This is a genomic window from Dyadobacter sp. CY343 (genome assembly GCF_021390335.1).
Classification (GTDB): Bacteria; Bacteroidota; Bacteroidia; order Cytophagales; family Spirosomataceae; genus Dyadobacter.
Map to the genome: position 1 here is coordinate 115,766 of NZ_JAJUXK010000007.1, position 20,956 is coordinate 136,721.

Consider the following 20,956-nt stretch of genomic DNA (forward strand, 5'->3'; position numbering starts at 1 on the left):
GCGTATTACAGAATTTCGATCTCGAATTGCAATGGTGTGTAAGCCGGCACCTTAGGGTTACCATTAGCTCCGTATCCAAGAGAAGAAGGAAAAATGATAATCGCTTTTTCCGTTTTTCTCATTCTTCGCACTGCTCTGTCGAATCCCGGAATCACACCGTTAGTGCCGGTAGTTACTGCAATTGTTCCTTCGTCGAATTTCGTATCGTCCAAGAACTTTCCAACGTATTTAACACTGACGGATTTGCCCACACCAAGCGTATCCCCAGTAACCGTGTTGGTTCTGATAATTACCAAATTACTGCTGGTACGCTCAGAAACAGGGAATTGCTTCCTCGCTAGGAAATCGTCAATTTGCTGTACTTCGGTTCTGGTTTTTACGAATTCAATTTCAAGTCTGATTACAGAATAAGCTGGGATATTTACTCTTTCTGCATTGCCGAAAGCCAATGTGTAAGGCAGAAGGAAAGTAGCTTTTTCTCCCGTTTTCATCAAGAATATTCCGCGCTCAAGACCGAAGATATTGGTTGAATAACCCTCCGCTGGAAAAGTAAATGTCGAATCGTCTTTGATTGATAAAACCTTCGTTCCATTCAACAGATATCCGTTGATCCTGACAGTTGCCCCGTCCCCTCTCTTTGGCCGCTGACCATTTGGATTTGACTTTCTGATAATGTAATACAAACCAGAACTATCCTTTATCGCAGAAGATCCTGCGCTGTCTTTTGCGAGAAACTCCTGGATCTGAGTCTCATTCTCAGCCATTTTCTCCTCATCCTCGTTGTCGGATTTCATACACCCTGACAAACCTGCCACCATAGCAAGTAAAAAACACAATGCTAAATAAGTACGCTTCATTTTCTTGTCTTCCTTTCTTTTAAATTAAATGGGAATAATTACTTGCATCGATAGACTCTGCCCAACTGCTATTGGTTGCAATCATAAAACTGAAACTTCCATAAGTACATTTTTTTCGTAGAATCTGCAAAAGGAAGATAGCGGGCAAACGCCGCATTTCGGGTTTCTTGCTACGCAAATATAGCGTCCGTGCAAAATTAGCCAGTGATGCGCTTTATGAACGAGCTGTTTCGGAATATATTTTACCAATATTTTCTCAACACTCAGCGGGGTTTTTGCGGTACCAGGAACGAGCCCCAAACGATGCGAAACGCGGAATACGTGCGTGTCGACTGCCATAGCAGGCTGGTTAAAAATCACCGACGCAATTACATTGGCTGTCTTTCGACCAACGCCCGGCAGCTTTTGCAGTTCATCCACGGAAGCCGGCACTTCGGAGCCAAATTGCTCGACCAGCATCCGCGCCATACCCACCAGATGCTTACTCTTATTGTTCGGGTAGGATATTGACCGGATGTAAGTAAAAACCTCTTCTGCATTGGAAGCGGCCAGCGCCTCGGGAATGGGAAAACGCTCGAAAAGCGGCGGCGTCACGATGTTTACACGTTTGTCTGTGCATTGCGCAGACAATATCACCGATACCAGCAATTCGTACGGATTGTTGTAATGTAATTCGGTTTCAGGTTCAGGGAAGTTATTGGTAAAATAATCCAGAAATAGTCTGAACCGCTCCTGTCTAAGCATAAATAGGAATCAAAGCTGATAACAACGACAAAATCCAGCTATTCAGCGAATAGCTGGTAAAAAGAAAAACCTACCGCCCTCAATTATAGAGAAGGGCAATAGGTCTTTTCGACGAGAATTGCTGTGAATATCTGAAAACTTCCGAGATCACTTTTTCCGAAGGAGTCCGGGTGATTTTGTTCATCTGGGTTTGAATTTCGAGCGAATCCAGATAAAAGTTCATCAGATTATCGTCAAGAGCAAGCGCCTCAACAATCAGTTCATTTTCATTTTCTGTTGTCTCGGCATATAAATACCTTACAACATCATCGTAGGTAAAAGTTTTTGTCATACTGTGGGGCACGTTGGTTGAATTGCTTACGCAAGTTTATCAACGCGTAACGCATCCTGCCCAATGCCGTATTAATACTCACTCCCGTGGCGTCCGCAATTTCCTGAAAACTCATGTCCTCATAGTGGCGCATGATCAGTACTTGCTTCTGCACATCAGGTAACCGCTGGATCATCTCCCGCAGTTGTTCATGTGTTTCCTGACGAATCTGGATTGACTCAACGGAATCCTCCGAAAAATCCAGCGTATTAAAAACACTGCTTCCGTCTTCGAATACTACATTGGGGTAGCGTTTATCGCGTCTGAAATAATCAATGGCAAGGTTGTGTGCGATACGTATAATCCATGGCAAAAACTTGCCCTCATCATTATATCTACCTCCTTTTATCGTATCTACGGCCTTTATAAATGTATCCTGTAATAAATCTTCGGCTACATATTGGTCTTTGACAATTAGATAAATAGTGGTGTATATTCTTGATTTATGGCGTTGAACGAGTTTTTCGAAAGCTTTCTCGTTCCCACGGATATACAATGTCACCAACTCACTGTCGCTAACTAGGACTTTCTCCATTTTTATTATTCGATTTAGTTAACGTAGAGCGGTTCTCCGATATTGTTTCTCCTTTCTGTCTGGTGATAAAAATGAAATAATTATCTGTATTTGAAATTATACGATTCAAAGAAATAGATTTAGCAAATAATTTGCAAATGTTTGGGTTTCTTTTTTCGGGAAATTGTTTTCCGTTAACACATGTTAACAACCAGGGCATATTTTCGTATATATTCGATCCGTCACGATACCTTCTGTTCTTTTAGCAACAAATTATAGAATTTATCAAATAGACATACGCTCGATTTGCCTGAACGGATTTACCTGGCGACACAATTATTTTTACACAGAAACCGAACAGTAAAATTTAACTTTTCCAATAAATATTGAACTATTGCCAGATATGAAATACACGCATATTTTTTTTGATCTGGATCATACACTCTGGGATTTCGAAAAGAATTCATCGGAATCCCTGGAAGAGATTTTTCACCGTTTGGCTCTCGAGCAACACGGAATCCAGTCAAAGGACGCATTTATTACTTGTTTCCTCAAAATTAATACGGCATTGTGGGATGCTTTCGACCGGGGACAGTTGCACCATACCTATATACGTGAGCAACGGTTTAAACTGGTCTTCGCGGAACTGGGCGTCCAGTGCCCGGATAATCATGACGAGATTGGTGAAATGTACCTGCGGGCGCTGCCGGATAAAAAGCATTTGCTGGAAGGAGCACTCGATCTGTTAACCTACGCCCAGGCTGCAGGGTACCGGATGCATATTATTACAAATGGTTTTAATGAGATCCAGGTACGGAAGATAGCCAGTTCGGAGATCAATCACTTTTTTGAGAATGTCATCACATTCGACACTGCAAATGCTAAAAAGCCGGATCGGAAGATATTTGAATTTGCTATGGAAACCGCAGGTGCCTCCGCTGAGGAAAGTATTATGGTCGGAGATAACTGGGTTGCGGATATTATGGGGGCCAAACAGGTTGGAATAGATACTGTTTACCTTAACCCGGCCGGATTGCAGTTTGACGAGGCACCGACCTACGACATTCGCAGACTGGAAGAACTACTGCTTATCCTTTAACCGAACTAATATTGATACAACACAGGATTTAGCTCGCTGTCCGCTGGTCCGCCCACCGGCCTGGATAGCAACCAAGTTTCCCAGTCGGCCTGCTGGTACTCGTTTCTTGGCTGCACAATTTGCTGGTCCTCGTCCATGTAAATCATGGTCATCACCTTACGCGGCCGGCCGGATACATTTGCTCCCGCGCGGTGGAACAACCAGCCCGCATGAAAGCTCACTTCGCCCAGTTCGAAAGGAGTTTCATTCAATGTGAATTGTTTCAGTTGCTCGTTCATCAGCGCTTCGCTTTCGTCACTGATTTCGACGTCGCGACCTATTTCTACGTGGTGACTTTTTTCTGCAAATGCCAGCGGCCCCATTTCCATTAAAGTTTCCTGAAGAGGAATCCATACCGTAACAGTTTTGGGAGAAGAAAGTGGCCAGTAAAACTGATCCGCATGCCAGGGCGTAATGCCGCCGGAAGATTCCTTATATAAAGCCTGATCGTGGTAAAGCCGCACGCCTTTCACCTGCAACAGGTCAGTCGCGATCCGGGCCAGCCTTTTGGAAAAAACAAACTCTTTTGCTTCCTCACTTTCGCGCCACAAGTTCATCACCTGCAGGAATGCCCGCTCGTAAGTCGTGCGTTCTTCCATTGGCTTCGTCAATTTGTTCAGCTTGAATACCAGATCGGTGATTATAGCTCCGTAATGTTCGAGCAATTGCGGGCTGAGCACGTTTTTGAGTTTTACGTATCCGTAGGTTTCGAAATGTGTAATCGCTTCTTGCGGAACTGCAAACGGTTCGGAAAGCTCGCTCTGAATCAAATCGTATTGTAGTTGGGCCATGATCAAGTCTTTTTCAGTTAAAAAAAGATTGCATTCAGCGAAAACTACCTTAGTGATCCTGTTCGTAAAATTTAATTTTTTTCTCGCGCAGAAAGCTTTTGATCACATCCACATGCACGCATTGACCTACATTCAAAAAAGGATAATTGGAAACCTGCTTTCGCTGACCTTCCGAAATCACTTCCCTATTGACCTGGTCAAAACCCAGGTGCAGGTGCCGGGTTGCGCTTTGCATTCCGTAGATGACACCATTTGGATCAAAAAGCGGCCCGCCGCTCTGGCCGCGCAAGCCGGGGGTACTCATTTCAATACCTGTTACTTCATTTGCCTCGCCAATATGTCGGGTAATAATGCCGTCGATCGGGAAACTGGGGGTTTTGGAGCGGCCTGCTTTTGTCCATTCAATATCTCCGGAATTTTTATTGTACTGATAATTTGTAAACTCGGGAAAAGGATAACCCAGCCGGCATAAGTACCTGCCTTGTCGCACAGCGCGCGAATCTTTCAGAAAATGCGCGTGGCCCTGGTATTGAATGGATTCGAAATCACGAAACTGGATAACCGCCAGATCCTGGGTAGGATGCAAATGGATGGAGAGCGCTTTGTAAGCCGAAACGCACTGGATAAAGTTGAAAAGAATGCGGATGGGATTCACCGAGTTGATCCGGTATTTGGTTTCCAGGCTGAGCCGCTGCGTTTCGAAACCGGGGTCTTTTTCAAATTTCCGTAATTCACCCCTGAATTTGAGATAGTTCTCGTAGATCGCATTCGCATGCAAAATCTGCTTTGCGACGTGCCTGCATGTAATTGCAAATCCGTCCTCGTTCACGAAAAACAAAGTGGCGGTTCCAGGTACAATATCACTTCCCGAGTAATATCTGAAAATAAAATGGATCGGACGGGTGAACTGATCTACTCTCTCAATAGCTCCAACAAACATGTCGGCAAATGTAGTAAACCAATCTCATTTGTGGGTGAAAGGAACCAGCGCTTCTGTCTGATCCCAGCTTAATATCATATTTACACCTTCGGGTATATCTTCAAAATAGATATTAAATTGCTCCTGAACAGTGGGGCGGATCCGAATTGGAACTTCAACCTGCATTACATTTTTCCCGTCATTGTATTCGGTACCCCATTGCCCGGTTTCTGCATTGAGAATAATCTTCCAGGTACTTTGCCCCGGAACGGAATACAGCGAGTAAGTGCCCGCCTTAACAGGCTTCCCCGCCATTAATATATCCTCTTGAAATTCGATCAAAGTCGCTTCGTTGGCCCCTGTTCGCCACACTTTTCCGTAAGGAGACAGTGCATTATCCTTATCCCTGCCAAAAATCAATCTTCCTTTTTTGCTTGGCCTGCTATAAGTAACCTTGATGCCCGCAACTTTAGATGTTTCCGCTACTGCCTCCGGGCTGAATGATTTGGTGTACATTCTCACGCCGGCAAACGCGATCAATCCCAGAACCATAATCCCTAACCCGATCAGTAGCGCTTTCTTCATAGATCAGGGACAGACGATTTTGTAAAAAGTGTAGGTTACCGATAATCGGAGATAATAGTAGTTGTCTTTCAGTGAAGGGTCACCCTGTATCAACTTGTCGGTTGCGACTGGCTTGCCGCCGAGATCATCGAGAAAATCAGTAAAAGTTTTTCTTGCACCATATTCAATACCAATATTCCACGGCCGGCGAACTTGGTATTTGATACCAACACCATAAGGCAGCGTAAATGTGGATGTTTTGTAAGGATTGCTCTGCACTTTGGGATCAAACTTTGAATACCCGATCCCACCAAATAAATACGGACTCCAGTTGACAGCAAACCTGCGTTCCTGGAAATTCAGAAAGTTATATTCCGCGACTGCGCTTCCTTCAAATATCCTGGTTGTGAAAGATTTGTTTCTCGCAAGCTGGAAAGGATCGTCACTGTGCTTGTCATCCGCACCGATAATACCTCCCGCAATTTCAGCGCGAAGTGACAATGCCTGATTGGGATTGAACCGAAAAAATAAACTGCCGGCGGGCTTGATGAATCGAATTCTTTGTGAGGGAGCAATATCTCCTTTGTAGTTAAAACCCCCTATTCCAGCTCCCAGCTCGATCTTCTGGGCAATGGTATTTGTATTAATTGCGGTAAAAAAATAAATACCTGCCGACAAGAAGTAGAGCAAGTATTTATCAATGTAGTTTCTAAAAGAATATTTCAAAGTGTGCCTTTATTTTAAAGGAGGACATTTAATTTGAGAAGGCAGCATATAGTTGATATGGATCATACCAAAAAGATAATTGTCCTTCAATTTGGGGCTATATCCGCGTGCACTTCCCGGCGCACCATAACCCGTAGCAGGAAGTGCCGCGAAAGGATCAGCTGCATCTATCTGGTAATTCACCTGCAAAAATTTCTTCAAAGACTCGGTTCTGTCAGCGCCTTTTCTCACTGCAATTGGATTAGTAGAACGGTTGGCTACTGTCGCGGCCAACGGATCATCCGCAAACAAAGCCGGATCTGCATACTTTCCTGCAACATCATCCAGGTAGTCGGTAAAAGTTTTCCTGAAACCCAGCTCAGCTGAAATATCGAATCTTGAATTGATTTTATACCGAACTCCGATTCCTACCGGTATTGCAAACTGTACCAACGAATACGGTTTGGCATAACCTTCATTTCCCTGACCCTCTGTACCCAGCGGCTGCAATTTAACCCAATCTCCGTCAAGTGAATCGAGCGCCTTAGGATTGTGGGCTGTTAATGCGACGCCGGCAAACAGATAGGCACCAAACTGCGGGCGTCTGTCGTAACTGCGACCATCGGGAATTAATTTAAAAATACCCTGAACCGAAAACTCTTTCAGATCATTGCGGAAATGCAGGTTTCTGGCATAAAATACGTTGCTCTCATATTTTGAGCCGCGGTTCATTATATAATCGTCGCCCGCGATTCTCGCATAAGTAAAGCTGGCCCTGGCGCCGAGTCGTGGTGTAAAGTGCCTTGTGTAGTTACCCCCGATACTCCAACGCACCATTTTGAACATCGAAGCGAGTGGTCTTCTGTAAGGTGCCATATCGCCAAAATAGCTGGAAGTACCGATACCAAAACCTGCCGTAGAATATGGGACAAAAATAGCCCGGCTCTGGGCCTGAGATTCTTTGCCTGCTATGAATAGTCCAAGAGTAAAAATCAACGCCAGCGTCCCGGGTACTGTCTTGAATTCAAAATTTCTACGCATTTTCAAATCGTTTTTTTGCAAAAATAGGATAGTTGTTGATTTTCTTCAGAGTGTATCACCATTTGAACGTATTTCCGATAAAATTATTTGTAGCGGCTCTAATTTTTAGAAATACCTGCGACAACACATTCACAGACGTTTTAAATTGACCTCAACTAAAACTTTGCTATCATTGCAGACCAAAAAAGATCCGGGAAATGATTACGAGTCACAATTTGAAATTTTCCTATTCTGCTCAAAAAAAATTTCAATTTCCTGATATCAGCTGCGGTGACAGAGAAACTTTGCTGATCCTGGGACAATCGGGAAAAGGGAAAACCACCCTGTTGCACCTGCTGGCACTCCTGCTACAACCCGAATCCGGCGAAGTGATTATTGGCGGAAGGTCGATCAAGCACCTGTCGCATGAACAAATCGCACTGATCCGGGCAAAGACTATTGGGATTATTTACCAGCGGGCGCATTTTGTAAGTGCATTGTCGGTAATTGACAATATGCTGTTGTCCAACTTTCTGGCAGAAAAAGATCAGGATCGGAAAAAGGCAATCTACCTGGCCAACGAGCTTGGTTTCGCAGAACATTTGTCTAAGAAAACATCGCAGCTCAGTCAGGGTGAACAGCAGCGGGTAAGTATTGCGAGGGCATTAATGAATGATCCGAATGTGATTTTGGCGGATGAACCTACATCCAGCCTCGACGATATCAATTGCCAGCGTGTAATCGATCTTTTAAAAGCACAATCAGCTTCCATAGGAGCCAGTCTCGTCGTGGTAACGCACGATCAGCGACTGAAAAGCGAATTTTCGAATCAGGTAATTTTATAGCCTTGCGCAAATGCTGCTGCGGCCGGGCTCGCAAGTCAAACTAACAAGCAATGAACCTTTTCAAGATCAGCCTCGCGAATATCAGGGAGAAGAAGCTTAACAGCTTTCTCAGTGCATTGTTACTGGCGCTTGGTATAGGCATGATCTCGCTGCTTTTGCTTTTAAACCAACAACTCGACGAGCAGTTCAGGAAAAATATAAAGGGAATAGATATGGTGGTGGGCGCCAAAGGAAGTCCGCTGCAACTTATTCTGTCCAGCATTTACCAGATCGACGCGCCTACCGGAAACGTGCCGCTGGCGGAGGTGAATTCTTTACGCAAAAATCCTTTCGTCAAAACGGTTATCCCGCTTTCGATGGGCGACAGTTACCAGGGTTTCCGCATTCTTGGGACAACTCCAAAATATATTGAGCATTACAAGGTTAAGGTTGCAGAGGGGCACATTCATAATGCGTCGATGGAAGTTACCGTGGGAAGTAAAGTAGCCCGCAACGCCGGACTAAAGATAGGCGATACATTTGCCAGCTCACACGGGCTCGACGGAGAAGGCGACCAGCATGATCATAAAAAATACAAGGTGACCGGCATTTTTGCGGCCAGCGGAACGGTCGTGGACCAACTGATCATAACCCGGCTTTCGAGTATCTGGGATATTCACGAACATGCGGAGGCTGGTGCTGAAAAACATGAAGAGCATCACGAGGAAGCTGGTGGCGAGGCGGAAGAAGAAGGGCAGGATGTGACAAGCGCGCTGATCCAGTTCCGTAACCCGATGGGATTAATGACGATCCCGCGGCAGGTCAACACGAACACTTCCATGCAAGCCGCATTGCCCAGCATTGAAATCAACAGGCTTTTCTCTTTGCTTGGTGTGGGTATTGAAACTTTGCGCGCGATCGCGCTGGTCATTATTACGATTGCCGGCGTGAGTGTTTTTGTCTCCCTTTATAATTCTTTGAAAGAGAGAAAGTATGAAATGGCGCTGATGCTGTCAATGGGCGCTACCCGTACATCACTTTTTTTAATGTTGCTGATTGAAGGGCTTTTCCTTTCGGTTGTCGGTTTTTTCGCAGGAATATTGCTCAGCAGGTTCGGATTGCTGCTTTTTTCAAAGGCGGCAGAACAGGATTTCCATTATTCGCTGGGGAAGTTTGCGATACTGCCCGAGGAAATTTATTTGCTTTTCGCTGCACTCACGGTTGGTGCAATAGCCGCTGCGCTGCCTTCTATCGGCATTTACAAATTGAATATTTCGCGCACGCTGGCAGAGGAATGATAATCTGTATAAATTTGTTAGTCAGGCGAAATCCTTATCCAAATCGATTCAAGATGAAATCCTTCAAGACAATCATATTCTTTTTCTGCATTACTTCTTTGCTAGCGTTCAAACCTGCAAATGAGCCGATCAAAGTAACCTGGGAGACTTTGAGAGACGTTACTTTCAAGAAAAAATGGTATGCGGAAGAATCCATTTATATGCTCCACCCGACATTCGGGCCTAGCGTGCAGAAGTTAAAAAACCAGCAGGTGGCGATCACAGGCTATATTCTTCCTGTGGATCTGGATGCAAATCTGTACGTACTTTCCGCATTTCCATTCAGCGCCTGCTTTTTTTGCGGTGGCGCAGGGCCGGAAACTGTGATGACACTTAATTTTAAAAAGAAAGACGGAAAGAAATTCAAGACTGACGAAAGGCTTACTTTCACAGGTACATTGAAGCTCAATACAGATGATATTTACCAGATGAACTATATTCTGGACGGAGCGGAAATTATTAACTAATTAATTGGATATCAAATTCCTATTAGCCGCCATACGCCGCAAATAAAGAAAAGTACAAGTCCTACCGGCGTGAGCACTTTCCAGCCCAGGTACATCAGCTGATCCACCCGCAAACGCGGCAGCGTCCATCTGGCCCACATTTGAACAAGTACTGCAAATACTGCTTTACTCAATAACCAGAACGCGCCGCTGAGGTATCCAAACCAGGTTCCCGGTTCGCCGCTGGTCCAGTCTGCGAGGCGCAGCGGACCAATATTTGGAAATGGTGTATTCCAGCTTCCTAGAAATAGAATAGCGCCGAGGAGCGACACAAGTAACATCATACCATATTCTGAAAGCATAAATATTGCCCAGCGCATCCCCGAATATTCCGTGTGAAAACCTGCTACCAGCTCCGATTCGCCTTCCGGTAAGTCAAACGGGGCGCGGTTACATTCAGCGAGAGAGGCGATGAAAAAGATCACATAGGCTATCAACAGAAAAGGATTCCGTACGATATTCCAGGACAAAAACCCACCTACTGCACTGATATCCAGCCCAAATTGCTTCATTTCAAAAAGGTATACGGGATCGACAGCATAAATACCTTGCTGGAAGCTGATCGCTTGTAAGTCAAGGGTTTGAGTGAGCATTACCACACATAATATTGATAACCCGAGCGGGATTTCGTAGGAAACGATCTGCGCCACCGCCCGCATTGCACCGAATAATGCGAACTTGTTATTCGAGCCCCAGCCCGCCATTAAAAGCCCAACAACATCAACTGAAACGATCGTAAGAAGGAAAAACACACCTACCGCGGCACCGGAACCTGCCAGATCAGGAGCGAGCGGCACGACAGCAAATCCGGCAAAAACGGCGACGAAGATAACGAAGGGAGCAATCAGGAAAAGCCACTTATCGGCTGCTTTGGGAACGATATCTTCCTTTTGAAGTAGCTTTAAAAGATCCGCAAATAGCTGTAAGACACCCCATTTACCTACTTCCATCGGTCCCATTCTATCCTGGATAAATGCGGAGACCTTTCTTTCCAGGTACACACCTATTACCACGAAACCGGGCACAAGCAATAAAAATATTATCAGCGTAAATGGTATCAATGCCTTTTCAGTCAAATGCTCGTTTTAACAAAAGTAAGTAAAAAAGTTACTCCACTTCGTCTGGCTGGCCACTATACCCCGATTCCTGCAAAATCCGGCTGGCATTATCTATCTCCATCAACGCTACAATAGATACTTCCGGGTTCTTATCCATAAACATCCCGACGATCCGCCAACCCACCCAGCGCGCTATTGCACCGGGCACTTTTTCTCCAATTTCGGTAGTAAATGGTCTTTCTTCAATGAATTTACGCTTTTGCAGCACATTCTTTTCATACAAAAGCTTGCTCGCAATAAAGTAACCCCAAATGTTCTGCTGGCTGTTATAAGTCCTTTTAAGGTCCGCTTCGGAATAGCCTATGATAAAACTGTCGGGCGTGTGGGGAAGCATAAATTTCACAAACTCGTAACCTTTTCCATAGCCGATCATATCGCCCAGGAGCGTCGGGTCGCCCGGATCTGTACGGTTGTATTTATTGGATAAAAAGAAAACGATAGATGGAACAATGTACGCTTTCTGATAGCGGCGAAGCTGGTAATCGAAAACATCAGGCCGATATCTTGCATCGGGACCGCCAAAATAATCCAGCCCGATAATGATCAGTGAATCAGAAATATATAAGTCGCTTCCTGTAAATCCGGTCACGATAAATTCGACTTTGGGAGCCTGAAATGCAGGATAGTAGTGCTTGATCCGTTTGAATGCATTTGAAAGTGAATCCACAATCCCTGCTTTCCGGTCACCGATCAATGAATCGAGCTGGCCTCTGAAACTTTGGAAATCAGGATTTTGCAAAACATTAAACAAATAACCCGCCAGCTGCGGAGATTCCACGGGCGCTTCGGTGAAGTAATACTTCTGAAGGTGACTGTGTTTGTTTAAAAAATTTTGTACTTCTGTAACCGACTTGCAGGCAAAAAGCTCCTGATCGAGGTTTTCTGAAACAATATTGATATTTATGTCAATGATATCCGGCTCGCTCCGGTGGTCGGGCTTGCAGGAAAACGTGAGTGCAGCGAGCAGAAAAAGCGGAATGATGTTCTTAAAATAAACCATTCGATTACTGGAAAATAACATGTCAGGTGAAGCTTCAAAAATAGAAAAAAAACGGATAAGCATTCTTGGATGCGGTTGGCTGGGCATTGCATTAGCTCAACGCTTGCTGGTCGATCCTATTACATCGGTAGTGAAAGCGAGCACTACCTCCGAGGGAAAGCTGGCCGATTTCGAGCGTCGAGGGCTGGAAGGTTTTCTGTTACCATTAACACCTGGTTTTCACGCCGAAAGTGATGTGGTCAAAGACTTTTTCAATACCGATTCATTGGTCATTTCTCTCCCGCCGCGTTCAGGGAAAAATGAACCGGGGTTTTATACAAAGCAGATTGAGGCTGTTGTTGAAGCTGTCAGAAACTCGCCGGTCAAAGAAGTCATATTCATCAGTTCCACAAGTATTTATCCGGATCTGAACAGAGTAGTAACGGAAGAAGATGTGACACTTCCGGAACATTCTCCTGCTCAGGAAATGGTTTTAGCCGAAAAATTAATTGAATCATTAAGGCCGGAAAGAACAGTCAGTATTCTCAGATTTGGCGGTTTGCTTGGCTATAACCGCATTCCGGGCAAATATGTGCAGGGGCAAAAAGATATGTCAACCGGCGAAATTCCCGTCAACTACATTCACCGCGACGATGGTGCGGCTGTTATTTTGACGATGCTGAAACTGGGGGTAAAGAACGAGACTTTCAATATCGTAGCACCTTCACATCCACCCCGAAAAGCCGTTTATTTGGATACCTGCGGGCAATTCGGCTGGGAAGCGCCTACCTTTTTGTCACCTGCAACGCAGCCCGATTTCAAGATCATTTCCAACGAAAAATTTACCCAAAACTTCGCCTACGAATTCCTGTACCCCGATCCGCTGCGATTTCTTTACATGCTGGAAGATACTGTCTGATATCAATACAAAGAAAAAATCCGCAAAATGACTTCCGCGGATTTAATATTGATATAACCAAAAGTAAACTATTGAGTTCCTCCGAGCAATTCGGTCAACTTGCTTTCCAGGGCAGGGCCGCGCAGGTTTTTGGCGATGATTTTTCCGTCTTTATCTATCAAAAAAGTGGCTGGTATTGCATTCACACCATAACTCTGCGCCACGCCGGAGTTCCATTTTTTGAGCTCCGATCCGTGTTGCCATTTCAAATTATCCTTGGCGATTGCGGTCTTCCAGGCTTTCTCATTATCGTCAAGCGAAACGCCGTAAATGTCAAAACCCTTTTCTTTGAACTTATCGTACATCCGCACCACATTCGGATTTTCCATCCGGCAAGGTCCGCACCACGAAGCCCAGAAATCGATCAATACATATTTTCCGCGCAGTGATGATAATGCAACCGGCTTACCTTCGGGGCTATTCAACGTAAAATCAGGCGCTTCCTGACCAATCGTCACACCCGCAAATCTTTTGATCTGCCCGATAAACATTTTTGCCAGAGTCGGCATTGGCTGTACCTGCTCATAATCGGCAGCCAGCTTTTTAAGGACTTCAATATCTGTTTCAGGATTCAAAAAGTTATTGGCCGTGAAAAGTGCTACCAGTGAAGTTCCCATTTCAGGCAGCAGTTTCCGGATCACCGCCAATCTCTCTCCGTCGGCTTTCGCAAATGATTGCTGGATCTCGGCAATTTTCTTGGTGTCTTTCTTTTCTTCCGCAGCAGCATATTCTTCATTCCAAACGGTCACTTTTGCAGCGAATGCCTGCATTAACTGGTCTATCTGGGCATAGTATTCCATGTTTTTGGAACCTGATACCTCGGCTTTCCCTCCGTTCCCTTTTGCGTCTTTCGGGGTACCGTCTGCATTAATGCTAAAAGTTTCGCCGCCTTCTACCAACAGCACTACTTTCTGCCTGTCAGCTATATTTACTGTAAAAAAGCTCCCTCTATCGCTTTCTTTTGACTTGATCGTAAAGCTGCGATCCGCGCCGAGCTGTGTGGAATCCACTTTGACAGCTGATCCGCCGGCCGAGGATTTCGACAAGATAACCTTCTCGCCTTTGGCGCCATTTTTTACTTTCCCGTTAATAGTAAACTCCTTCGGTTCAAGCTGCTGTGCCTGTGACTGCATTCCCGCAAAAACGAGTGCAGCCAGTAAAACGCTTTTCATCAATTTCTTCATAACCTAAGATCAGATCTTGTTAGGGAAAACTCACTATTATAATTTCTTTGCTAACAATTGATTCACCAGTTTAGGATCCGCGCTGTTGTTTGATTTCTTCATTACCTCCCCCACAAACAATCCTATCAAACCTTTTTTGCCTTTGCGATAAGCCGCTACCTTGTCTGGCATTGAATTAATTACCTCATCTACCAACGATTCCAGCTCGTTTGTATTGCTGTTTTGCAGCCAGTTATTTGTTGCAGCAATCTCTTTCGGCTCCCGTTGCGGCTCTGCCAAAAGCACCGGAAAAATCTTCTGTGTAGCCACCGAATTACTCACCGTACCGGACTCAGCCAGGTCGATCAGATCCGCCAGATTTTGCGGGCTCACCGGGAAAAGCGCAATATCTCCTCCATTTTCGTTCAGGAAAGATTTCACGGGTCCCATTAACCAGTTCGAAATCGTTTTGTAAGCCGGAGTTTTGTCACAAACTGCTTCAAAATAATCAGCAATTTCTTTGGTATCCGTCAATACCATCGCGTCGTAAGCAGGGATACCATATTGATTTACAAACTTCTCGCGTAGCTCGTGCGGCAAAGCGGGCATTGCAGACTGAATAGCCGAGAGCCACTCTTCTGAAATAACGACCGGAGACAAATCGGGATCGGGGAAATAGCGGTAATCGTTCATCGTTTCCTTCACACGCATTCCGTAAGTCTGCCCATTATCCACATCAAACATCCGCGTTTCCTGCTGAACCTGACCGCCGCTTTCAACCAATGCAACCTGCCGCCTTTCTTCAAAACTGATCGCCCGCATCATGTTGCGGATCGAGTTCATATTTTTGATCTCCACCTTGGTACCATATTCTGCCGCACCGTATTTGCGAACAGAAACGTTTACATCACAACGCAGCGAACCTTCTTCCATATTCCCGTCACTGATACCTAAGTATCGCACCAGCCGGCGGATTTCGGTTACAAAAGCGCCTGTCTCTTCCGCCGATCTCAGATCCGGTTCAGAAACCATTTCTACCAGCGGTGTTCCCGCGCGGTTGTAATCCAGTAAAGTTTCCTCCTGATCGCCTTCATACACAGATTTTCCCGCGTCTTCTTCTAAGTGAATATGGTGAAAGCGAATTACTTTTTCAGTAGTTTTTCCCTCTGCATTCTTAAATGAAATCGCAACTCTGCCATGTTCACAAATGGGTTTTTTATCCTGCGAGATCTGGTATCCTTTGGGAAGGTCGGGATAGAAATAATTTTTTCTATCAAAAGTAGTTTTCCTGCTGATTGAACACCCGCAAGCCAGCCCTAGCCGCACTGCATATTCAATTGCTTTTTTGTTGATTTTGGGAAGTGTGCCCGGCAAAGCGAGGGTAAGCGGGCCGATATTGGTATTGGGTTCTGTGCCAAAACGATTCACGTCCCGGGCAAACAATTTGGATTCTGTCAATAGCTGACAATGTACTTCCAGCCCGATTACGGTTTCATAAGTGGCTAAAAGTTCGTCCTTAATATCAGCCGGTTGCAGGGTATTTTGAGTCATAATAATAGGAAATGCTATAACAAAGATATGCATACGGGCCGTCCATAGCATGAACGGCCCGTATTTATCAGACTAAAAAAGTCTCTATTACAAAGAATTGATCCAGTTGGCAATCACCACAATATCCGCTTTCGGAACGTGTGCCATCGGCGCCATTGGAGGGTAGCCAGGCCAGTGTTCCGGTTTTGGGCTGTGTACCAGTGCTACGATCTCGTCAGCAGAATATTTCTTTTTAGCCACTTCCGAATATGCCGGTCCGATTACTTTATCATAAGCCTGGTGGCACGCAAAGCAAGCGTGTTTATTAAGCAATGCAGAAACTTCGGCAGGAACCGCTTTGCGTTTTGGAGCGGCAGCTACTGCAGGAGTTGCGGCTGCGCCAGGTGCAACGGCAGCGGTCGAATCGCCTGCTTTTGCAGAGTCACCTGCGGCAGCAGGAGCCGCAGCAGCGGGAGCGACAGCAGGTTTTTCAGGTTGATTTTTCTTGTCGTTTGCCAGCTTCACAAGTGCAGTTTCCTCTCTCGACTTGCTCCCGGATCCGTAGTAATGGTCATATTTATCACGATCGTCTTTCGAAGAGCATCCTGTCACGAAGTAAACCGCCAGGGCCACGATCGCCCAAGAAGTGCTTTTTTTCACTGTCATTGTTTTCAATTTTTAAATTTCCGCCAGATTAAGGAATGTGTTCAAACATCACACGAAGAAAGCATGTTTGCTCGATATTTCCGTCATGAATCACGCATAAAATAGAATTTATAAGCAACTTTGATGCAGTTACCAGTTTGTACGACAATAGGTTAAGTAAGCCCGCTTTCAAGAAAAATCATCAAATATTTCTCCGGATATTTTGCTCTTATTATTGGTATTAAAATTAATGTTGTTACTTTTGCACTCCTATTTGTAAAAACGATTAAAGAAATGGCTAAGAAAGGTAATAGAGTACAGGTCATACTGGAATGCACAGAACAGAAAGAAAGCGGTGTTCCGGGAATGTCACGTTACGTGACTACTAAAAATCGGAAAAATACGCCAGGCCGTATGGAGTTGAAAAAATTCAATTCTTTCCTGAGACGCTATACCGTACACAAAGAGATTAAATAAGTTTTTAAACTTTAACGATATACATACATGGCAAAGAAAGTAGTTGCTACCCTGAAAAAAGAAGGCGGTAAAGCATTCGCGAAAGTGATCAAAGCCGTAAGATCTCCAAAAACCGGAGCTTACACCTTCAAAGAAGAAATTGTTCCCCTTGACGGTGTTCAAGGCGCTTTGAAAAACTAGTCTTCGGCTGCGCTCAGACTGACATTGATCGCATTTATCCCACTGAGCGAAGCCGAAGTGTGATATTGTATTACTAAAAAGTCCCTGTTGGGACTTTTTTTGTTTTATTTTTGGTCCGTTAACATATATGGATTATGAGCTTATTCGGCTTTTTTTCGAAGGAAAAAAAAGAAACATTAGATAAAGGTCTTGAAAAAACCAAAGACAGCTTCTTTGGCAAACTTTCACGCGCTATTGTGGGTAAAACCACTATTGATGAGGATGTTCTGGACGAACTGGAAGATATTCTGGTCAGTTCAGATGTGGGTGTGGAAACTACCGTGAAGGTGATCAAACGCATTGAAGAACGCGTTGCAAGAGACAAATACGCGACTACTGCCGAGCTGGACAGTATTCTCCGGGAAGAAATCGCAGCGCTGCTTACAGAGAATAAATCCGTTGATATTAAAGACAGTTTTGAAACCCAGCATTTACCAAAACCTTTCGTAATTATGGTCGTAGGTGTAAATGGTGTTGGTAAAACGACTACGATCGGTAAGCTGGCACATCAGTTTCACCAGCGCGGGCACAAGGTTGTACTCGGCGCAGCAGATACATTCCGTGCAGCGGCAGTAGACCAGTTGAAATTATGGGGGAAAAGAGTTGACGTTCCTGTGATCGACCACGGAATGAATACCGACCCTTCGGCGGTTGCTTACGACGCATTGAAAAAAGGCAGCGAAATAGGTGCCGACGTGATTATCATTGATACGGCGGGACGTTTGCATACGAAAGTCAATCTCATGAATGAGCTTTCGAAGATCAAGCGCGTCATGCAAAAGATCATCCCCGACTCGCCGCACGAAGTTCTTCTCGTGTTAGACGGAAGTACAGGACAAAACGCTGTGATTCAGGCACGTGAGTTTACCAAAGTAACTGAAATCACTGCCCTGGCTATTACCAAATTGGACGGAACTGCAAAAGGCGGAGTAGTGATCGGTATTTCCGACGAATTCAAGATTCCTGTGAAATACATCGGAGTAGGCGAGAAAATGGATGATTTACAAGTATTTGACCGGGCTGAGTTTGTAGATTCTTTGTTTAAGAAAATAGGTTGATGACTATTTTTAATAAATTTGGGTATGGGCAAAATCCAGCCACCGAAAAAAAACTTAGCTACTCCAGGCGTTCCTTTGAGTGAAGAAGAATTCTTGCGCAGTGTAAAAGAGGCCGAAAAAGGGCCCTTTTACGCTGTAAATGAAACAGCTCAATTTATCGCAAATTGGAAGTCGAAATACGAGAAGTCGCATTCAGCAAAGTAGCACTGGAAAATTTGGAACAACTATATGCGTATGGTGTAGAAACATACTCTTATGAGTCAGCCACTGACTTCCTGGAAGAATTATTTGCTGAAATCACAAAGCTTTCCGTTAGTTATTTGCGGAATCCGGAATGCCGATACTTAAAAACAGTGTCTAAGAAATACCGTAACCTTCGCTTCAAAAATTATCTGGTTATTTACAGGATTGCCAGCATGCAGATCGAAATCTTAACGATAATGCATTCAAGTCGCAGCGTAGCCAAACTAAAACTAGCCCGGCGAATCAAATTACCTTAGTCGCTAGAAGTCGCTATTCTGCCTAATTTTTCCGAACTTTGCGCTCCGTTTTGCCGTTCAGTTTCAATCATTTGATTACGGCATCTTTTATTTACGCTCAATAGCTAAAAGCCAACCGCTGGTAGCTAATCTCAATGAAAACCAAAGGAATAGTAAAAAACAAAGTCAATATCGTCACGCTGGGCTGCTCCAAGAATGTGGTGGACTCGGAATTATTGTATACTCAGTTGAAGGGTAACGGTTTTGCCGTCGCTCACGAGTCGAAAAGAGACGATTCGCAGATCGTTGTGATTAATACCTGCGGGTTTATTGACAATGCCAAAGAAGAATCGATCAATACCATTCTACGCTATGCCGATGCAAAAGCGGCGGGAATGGTGGATAAAGTTTATGTTACCGGCTGTTTGTCACACCGTTACAAAGATGAACTTTCGATAGAAATCCCAACAGTCGACGCGTGGTTTGGAACAAATGAACTGCCCCGATTGCTCAAAACGCTCAAAGCAGATTACAAACACGAGCTGGTCGGCGAACGTTTATTAACAACTCCAACACATTACGCTTACCTTAAAATCGCCGAAGGTTGCGATCGCCCGTGCAGCTTTTGCGCGATACCGATTATGCGCGGCGGACATATTTCCCGCCCGATAGACGAGTTGGTGAAAGAGGCAAAATCACTTGCGAAACGAGGTACCAAAGAGCTGATCCTCATTGCGCAAGACCTGACTTATTACGGTCTTGATATTTACAAAAAAAGAAACCTCTCCGACCTGATCGCCCAGCTTTCAGATGTGGAAGGAATCGAGTGGATCAGGCTGCAATACGCGTATCCTGCCGGTTTCCCAATGGATATTCTCGATATCATGAATGAGCGCAGCAATGTTTGCAAATACCTTGATATGCCGCTGCAAACGGGTTCTACCGAGATTTTGAAATCAATGCGCAGAGGTATTACGCGAGAGAAAACAGAGGCGCTGATTTACAGTATCCGTGAAAAAGTACCCGGAATCACATTGCGCACGACATTGATCGTGGGGCACCCGGGCGAAACGGAAGCGCTTTTTGATGAAACTTATGATTTTGTAGAAAAACTGCGTTTCGACCGTCTGGGCGCATTCCAATATTCACACGAAGACAATACACATTCGTATACTTTGGAAGATAATGTGCCTGCCGAAATCAAACAGGAACGCGCCGATGCGATCATGGAATTGCAGCAGGGAATCTCCTATGAATTGAACCAGCCGAAAATCGGGAATACCTACAAAGTTTTGTTCGATCGGAAAGAAGGCGGACACTTTATCGGAAGGACTGAATTCGATTCGCCGGAGGTGGACAACGAAGTACTTGTTCCAGCTAGTCAATATGTTAGGTTAGGCGATTTTGCGAACGTTAAAATTAATAATGCAGAAGAATTTGACCTCTACGGTGAAGTTGTCTCCTGATATTTTCGCCGCTGGGTTAGTCTTACTAAATTTGCCTTTCAGAATTTTGAATAATAATATTTAAAAGAAATGTTACAAAGAGTACAAACTGTTTTTCTAGCTATTGCAGTAATCGGAATGGGCATGTTCCTTGCTTTCCCGATTTGGAATAAAATGTCGCTCTCGGGAGATCAGAGCGCGTTGCTCACCGCAACAAAACTAACGCACCAGGTTACTCCCGTGCAATCCAATATCCAGCCCGTTTATTATTTGATCGCACTGGCAATTTTGGTGGCTGGCATTTCTGCTTACGCCATTTTCCAGTACCGGAACAGAGTTCTGCAATCGGCATTATGTGCAGTCAATTCGATTGTAATGACGATTTTGATGGGATTGGTGATCTATTTCACATTCTATAAAGCCGCCAAATTATTTGATCCGGAGCTTCCAGGCAAATACGATATGGGCTTTTACGGATTGGTAGGAGCAATGCTGGCAAATGTTTTCGCCAACCGTTTCATCCGGAAAGATGAACGTACCGTGCAGCAATCCAAAAGATTCAGGTAGTAGCTTGCTACCCTGAGTGCAATGTTTGT

The 20,956-nt window shown here is 44.7% G+C and carries 26 protein-coding genes; 12 read left to right on the forward strand and 14 right to left on the reverse strand.

The window, feature by feature from the left end:
• Positions 1–5: 5 nt before the first annotated feature.
• From LZG94_RS22430 to LZG94_RS22445, 4 genes are all read right to left on the reverse strand, one after another.
• Complete coding sequence (locus LZG94_RS22430) at positions 6–794, reverse strand: FKBP-type peptidyl-prolyl cis-trans isomerase (RefSeq protein WP_233793932.1); 789 nt, start codon at positions 792–794, stop codon at positions 6–8.
• Positions 795–938: 144 nt separating this feature from the next.
• Positions 939–1,601 carry an endonuclease III gene (gene nth / locus LZG94_RS22435; RefSeq protein ID WP_233793933.1) on the reverse strand — a complete coding sequence of 221 codons (663 nt, stop codon included), beginning with the start codon at positions 1,599–1,601 and terminating at the stop codon, positions 939–941.
• A 79-nt stretch (positions 1,602–1,680) separates the two neighbouring features.
• Entirely contained in the window at positions 1,681–1,932 is a 252-nt protein-coding gene (locus LZG94_RS22440) for a hypothetical protein (protein ID WP_233793934.1), read from the reverse strand.
• On the reverse strand, positions 1,907–2,506 hold the full coding sequence (locus tag LZG94_RS22445; protein WP_149639748.1) for an RNA polymerase sigma factor: 600 nt from the start codon (positions 2,504–2,506) through the stop codon (positions 1,907–1,909). Before LZG94_RS22445 ends, LZG94_RS22440 begins: the two co-directional genes overlap by 26 nt.
• A gap of 382 nt (positions 2,507–2,888) precedes the next feature.
• On the opposite strand from LZG94_RS22445, the gene LZG94_RS22450 reads away from it, so the two are divergent.
• Positions 2,889–3,584 (forward strand): YjjG family noncanonical pyrimidine nucleotidase, encoded by a 696-nt coding sequence (locus tag LZG94_RS22450; protein ID WP_233793935.1) that lies wholly within the window; start codon positions 2,889–2,891, stop codon positions 3,582–3,584.
• A 5-nt stretch (positions 3,585–3,589) separates the two neighbouring features.
• Here LZG94_RS22450 and LZG94_RS22455 read toward each other — a convergent pair whose 3' ends face one another.
• The 5 genes from LZG94_RS22455 to LZG94_RS22475 are packed head-to-tail and all read right to left on the reverse strand — an operon-like array spanning position 3,590 to position 7,643.
• Entirely contained in the window at positions 3,590–4,414 is an 825-nt protein-coding gene (locus tag LZG94_RS22455; RefSeq protein WP_233793936.1) for a phytanoyl-CoA dioxygenase family protein, read from the reverse strand.
• Between the two features lie 49 nt (positions 4,415–4,463).
• Positions 4,464–5,354, reverse strand: coding sequence for a serine protease (locus LZG94_RS22460; protein ID WP_233793937.1), 891 nt, complete (start codon positions 5,352–5,354; stop codon positions 4,464–4,466).
• A gap of 24 nt (positions 5,355–5,378) precedes the next feature.
• Entirely contained in the window at positions 5,379–5,918 is a 540-nt protein-coding gene (locus LZG94_RS22465) for a DUF2911 domain-containing protein (protein ID WP_233793938.1), read from the reverse strand.
• 3 nt (positions 5,919–5,921) lie between these two features.
• On the reverse strand, positions 5,922–6,623 hold the full coding sequence (locus LZG94_RS22470) for a DUF6089 family protein (protein WP_233793939.1): 702 nt from the start codon (positions 6,621–6,623) through the stop codon (positions 5,922–5,924).
• Between the two features lie 9 nt (positions 6,624–6,632).
• Positions 6,633–7,643: a hypothetical protein gene (locus LZG94_RS22475; RefSeq protein WP_233793940.1), complete on the reverse strand. Its 1,011-nt coding sequence runs from the start codon at positions 7,641–7,643 to the stop codon at positions 6,633–6,635.
• A gap of 197 nt (positions 7,644–7,840) precedes the next feature.
• Between LZG94_RS22475 and LZG94_RS22480 the strand changes: the two genes are divergently transcribed.
• From LZG94_RS22480 to LZG94_RS22490, 3 genes are read left to right on the forward strand one after another with little or no spacing between them, the layout of a single operon-like run.
• Entirely contained in the window at positions 7,841–8,467 is a 627-nt protein-coding gene (locus tag LZG94_RS22480; RefSeq protein WP_233793941.1) for an ABC transporter ATP-binding protein, read from the forward strand.
• Between the two features lie 50 nt (positions 8,468–8,517).
• Positions 8,518–9,744: an ABC transporter permease gene (locus tag LZG94_RS22485; RefSeq protein WP_233793942.1), complete on the forward strand. Its 1,227-nt coding sequence runs from the start codon at positions 8,518–8,520 to the stop codon at positions 9,742–9,744.
• A gap of 53 nt (positions 9,745–9,797) precedes the next feature.
• On the forward strand, positions 9,798–10,250 hold the full coding sequence (locus LZG94_RS22490; RefSeq protein ID WP_233793943.1) for a DUF3299 domain-containing protein: 453 nt from the start codon (positions 9,798–9,800) through the stop codon (positions 10,248–10,250).
• Positions 10,251–10,261: 11 nt separating this feature from the next.
• Here the strand turns inward: LZG94_RS22490 and LZG94_RS22495 are convergent, their stop codons facing one another.
• Positions 10,262–11,347 carry a complex I subunit 1 family protein gene (locus LZG94_RS22495; protein ID WP_233794134.1) on the reverse strand — a complete coding sequence of 362 codons (1,086 nt, stop codon included), beginning with the start codon at positions 11,345–11,347 and terminating at the stop codon, positions 10,262–10,264.
• 49 nt (positions 11,348–11,396) lie between these two features.
• Positions 11,397–12,407 carry a gliding motility protein gene (locus LZG94_RS22500; RefSeq protein ID WP_233793944.1) on the reverse strand — a complete coding sequence of 337 codons (1,011 nt, stop codon included), beginning with the start codon at positions 12,405–12,407 and terminating at the stop codon, positions 11,397–11,399.
• 19 nt (positions 12,408–12,426) lie between these two features.
• On the opposite strand from LZG94_RS22500, the gene LZG94_RS22505 reads away from it, so the two are divergent.
• Complete coding sequence (locus tag LZG94_RS22505; protein ID WP_233793945.1) at positions 12,427–13,305, forward strand: NAD-dependent epimerase/dehydratase family protein; 879 nt, start codon at positions 12,427–12,429, stop codon at positions 13,303–13,305.
• A 68-nt stretch (positions 13,306–13,373) separates the two neighbouring features.
• Here the strand turns inward: LZG94_RS22505 and LZG94_RS22510 are convergent, their stop codons facing one another.
• The 3 genes from LZG94_RS22510 to LZG94_RS22520 all read right to left on the reverse strand — a co-directional run bounded on the left by LZG94_RS22510 (position 13,374) and on the right by LZG94_RS22520 (position 16,703).
• Complete coding sequence (locus LZG94_RS22510) at positions 13,374–14,528, reverse strand: TlpA disulfide reductase family protein (protein ID WP_233793946.1); 1,155 nt, start codon at positions 14,526–14,528, stop codon at positions 13,374–13,376.
• Between the two features lie 36 nt (positions 14,529–14,564).
• Positions 14,565–16,058 carry an Asp-tRNA(Asn)/Glu-tRNA(Gln) amidotransferase subunit GatB gene (gatB, locus tag LZG94_RS22515; RefSeq protein ID WP_233793947.1) on the reverse strand — a complete coding sequence of 498 codons (1,494 nt, stop codon included), beginning with the start codon at positions 16,056–16,058 and terminating at the stop codon, positions 14,565–14,567.
• Between the two features lie 87 nt (positions 16,059–16,145).
• Positions 16,146–16,703 (reverse strand): hypothetical protein, encoded by a 558-nt coding sequence (locus LZG94_RS22520; RefSeq protein WP_233793948.1) that lies wholly within the window; start codon positions 16,701–16,703, stop codon positions 16,146–16,148.
• A 273-nt stretch (positions 16,704–16,976) separates the two neighbouring features.
• Between LZG94_RS22520 and rpmG the strand changes: the two genes are divergently transcribed.
• From rpmG to LZG94_RS22550, 7 genes are all read left to right on the forward strand, one after another.
• Positions 16,977–17,159, forward strand: coding sequence for a 50S ribosomal protein L33 (gene rpmG, locus LZG94_RS22525; protein ID WP_019944752.1), 183 nt, complete (start codon positions 16,977–16,979; stop codon positions 17,157–17,159).
• 27 nt (positions 17,160–17,186) lie between these two features.
• On the forward strand, positions 17,187–17,339 hold the full coding sequence (locus tag LZG94_RS22530; RefSeq protein WP_167266513.1) for a DUF4295 domain-containing protein: 153 nt from the start codon (positions 17,187–17,189) through the stop codon (positions 17,337–17,339).
• 134 nt (positions 17,340–17,473) lie between these two features.
• Positions 17,474–18,436, forward strand: a complete 963-nt coding sequence (gene ftsY / locus LZG94_RS22535; protein WP_233793949.1) for a signal recognition particle-docking protein FtsY — start codon at positions 17,474–17,476, stop codon at positions 18,434–18,436.
• A gap of 24 nt (positions 18,437–18,460) precedes the next feature.
• Positions 18,461–18,640 (forward strand): hypothetical protein, encoded by a 180-nt coding sequence (locus tag LZG94_RS22540; RefSeq protein ID WP_233793950.1) that lies wholly within the window; start codon positions 18,461–18,463, stop codon positions 18,638–18,640.
• Between the two features lie 11 nt (positions 18,641–18,651).
• Complete coding sequence (locus LZG94_RS26595; protein ID WP_409013356.1) at positions 18,652–18,936, forward strand: type II toxin-antitoxin system RelE/ParE family toxin; 285 nt, start codon at positions 18,652–18,654, stop codon at positions 18,934–18,936.
• Between the two features lie 134 nt (positions 18,937–19,070).
• Complete coding sequence (gene rimO / locus LZG94_RS22545; RefSeq protein WP_233793951.1) at positions 19,071–20,381, forward strand: 30S ribosomal protein S12 methylthiotransferase RimO; 1,311 nt, start codon at positions 19,071–19,073, stop codon at positions 20,379–20,381.
• A 69-nt stretch (positions 20,382–20,450) separates the two neighbouring features.
• Entirely contained in the window at positions 20,451–20,927 is a 477-nt protein-coding gene (locus LZG94_RS22550) for a DUF4293 domain-containing protein (RefSeq protein ID WP_233793952.1), read from the forward strand.
• Positions 20,928–20,956 lie beyond the last annotated feature (29 nt).

Coding starts and splice junctions, on each gene's coding strand:
- LZG94_RS22500 (WP_233793944.1), bottom strand. CDS start 12,407: ATGGTTTATTTTAAGAACATCATTCCGCTTTTTCTGCTCGCTGCACTC.
- LZG94_RS22550 (WP_233793952.1), top strand. CDS start 20,451: ATGTTACAAAGAGTACAAACTGTTTTTCTAGCTATTGCAGTAATCGGA.
- LZG94_RS22510 (WP_233793946.1), bottom strand. CDS start 14,528: ATGAAGAAATTGATGAAAAGCGTTTTACTGGCTGCACTCGTTTTTGCG.
- LZG94_RS22455 (WP_233793936.1), bottom strand. CDS start 4,414: ATGGCCCAACTACAATACGATTTGATTCAGAGCGAGCTTTCCGAACCG.
- LZG94_RS22460 (WP_233793937.1), bottom strand. CDS start 5,354: ATGTTTGTTGGAGCTATTGAGAGAGTAGATCAGTTCACCCGTCCGATC.
- LZG94_RS22430 (WP_233793932.1), bottom strand. CDS start 794: ATGAAATCCGACAACGAGGATGAGGAGAAAATGGCTGAGAATGAGACT.
- LZG94_RS22445 (WP_149639748.1), bottom strand. CDS start 2,506: ATGGAGAAAGTCCTAGTTAGCGACAGTGAGTTGGTGACATTGTATATC.
- LZG94_RS22480 (WP_233793941.1), top strand. CDS start 7,841: ATGATTACGAGTCACAATTTGAAATTTTCCTATTCTGCTCAAAAAAAA.
- LZG94_RS22505 (WP_233793945.1), top strand. CDS start 12,427: ATGTCAGGTGAAGCTTCAAAAATAGAAAAAAAACGGATAAGCATTCTT.
- rpmG (WP_019944752.1), top strand. CDS start 16,977: ATGGCTAAGAAAGGTAATAGAGTACAGGTCATACTGGAATGCACAGAA.
- LZG94_RS22450 (WP_233793935.1), top strand. CDS start 2,889: ATGAAATACACGCATATTTTTTTTGATCTGGATCATACACTCTGGGAT.
- LZG94_RS22465 (WP_233793938.1), bottom strand. CDS start 5,918: ATGAAGAAAGCGCTACTGATCGGGTTAGGGATTATGGTTCTGGGATTG.
- LZG94_RS22520 (WP_233793948.1), bottom strand. CDS start 16,703: ATGACAGTGAAAAAAAGCACTTCTTGGGCGATCGTGGCCCTGGCGGTT.
- rimO (WP_233793951.1), top strand. CDS start 19,071: ATGAAAACCAAAGGAATAGTAAAAAACAAAGTCAATATCGTCACGCTG.
- LZG94_RS22475 (WP_233793940.1), bottom strand. CDS start 7,643: ATGCGTAGAAATTTTGAATTCAAGACAGTACCCGGGACGCTGGCGTTG.
- LZG94_RS22540 (WP_233793950.1), top strand. CDS start 18,461: ATGGGCAAAATCCAGCCACCGAAAAAAAACTTAGCTACTCCAGGCGTT.
- LZG94_RS22485 (WP_233793942.1), top strand. CDS start 8,518: ATGAACCTTTTCAAGATCAGCCTCGCGAATATCAGGGAGAAGAAGCTT.
- LZG94_RS22490 (WP_233793943.1), top strand. CDS start 9,798: ATGAAATCCTTCAAGACAATCATATTCTTTTTCTGCATTACTTCTTTG.
- gatB (WP_233793947.1), bottom strand. CDS start 16,058: ATGACTCAAAATACCCTGCAACCGGCTGATATTAAGGACGAACTTTTA.
- LZG94_RS22440 (WP_233793934.1), bottom strand. CDS start 1,932: ATGACAAAAACTTTTACCTACGATGATGTTGTAAGGTATTTATATGCC.
- LZG94_RS22530 (WP_167266513.1), top strand. CDS start 17,187: ATGGCAAAGAAAGTAGTTGCTACCCTGAAAAAAGAAGGCGGTAAAGCA.
- ftsY (WP_233793949.1), top strand. CDS start 17,474: ATGAGCTTATTCGGCTTTTTTTCGAAGGAAAAAAAAGAAACATTAGAT.
- nth (WP_233793933.1), bottom strand. CDS start 1,601: ATGCTTAGACAGGAGCGGTTCAGACTATTTCTGGATTATTTTACCAAT.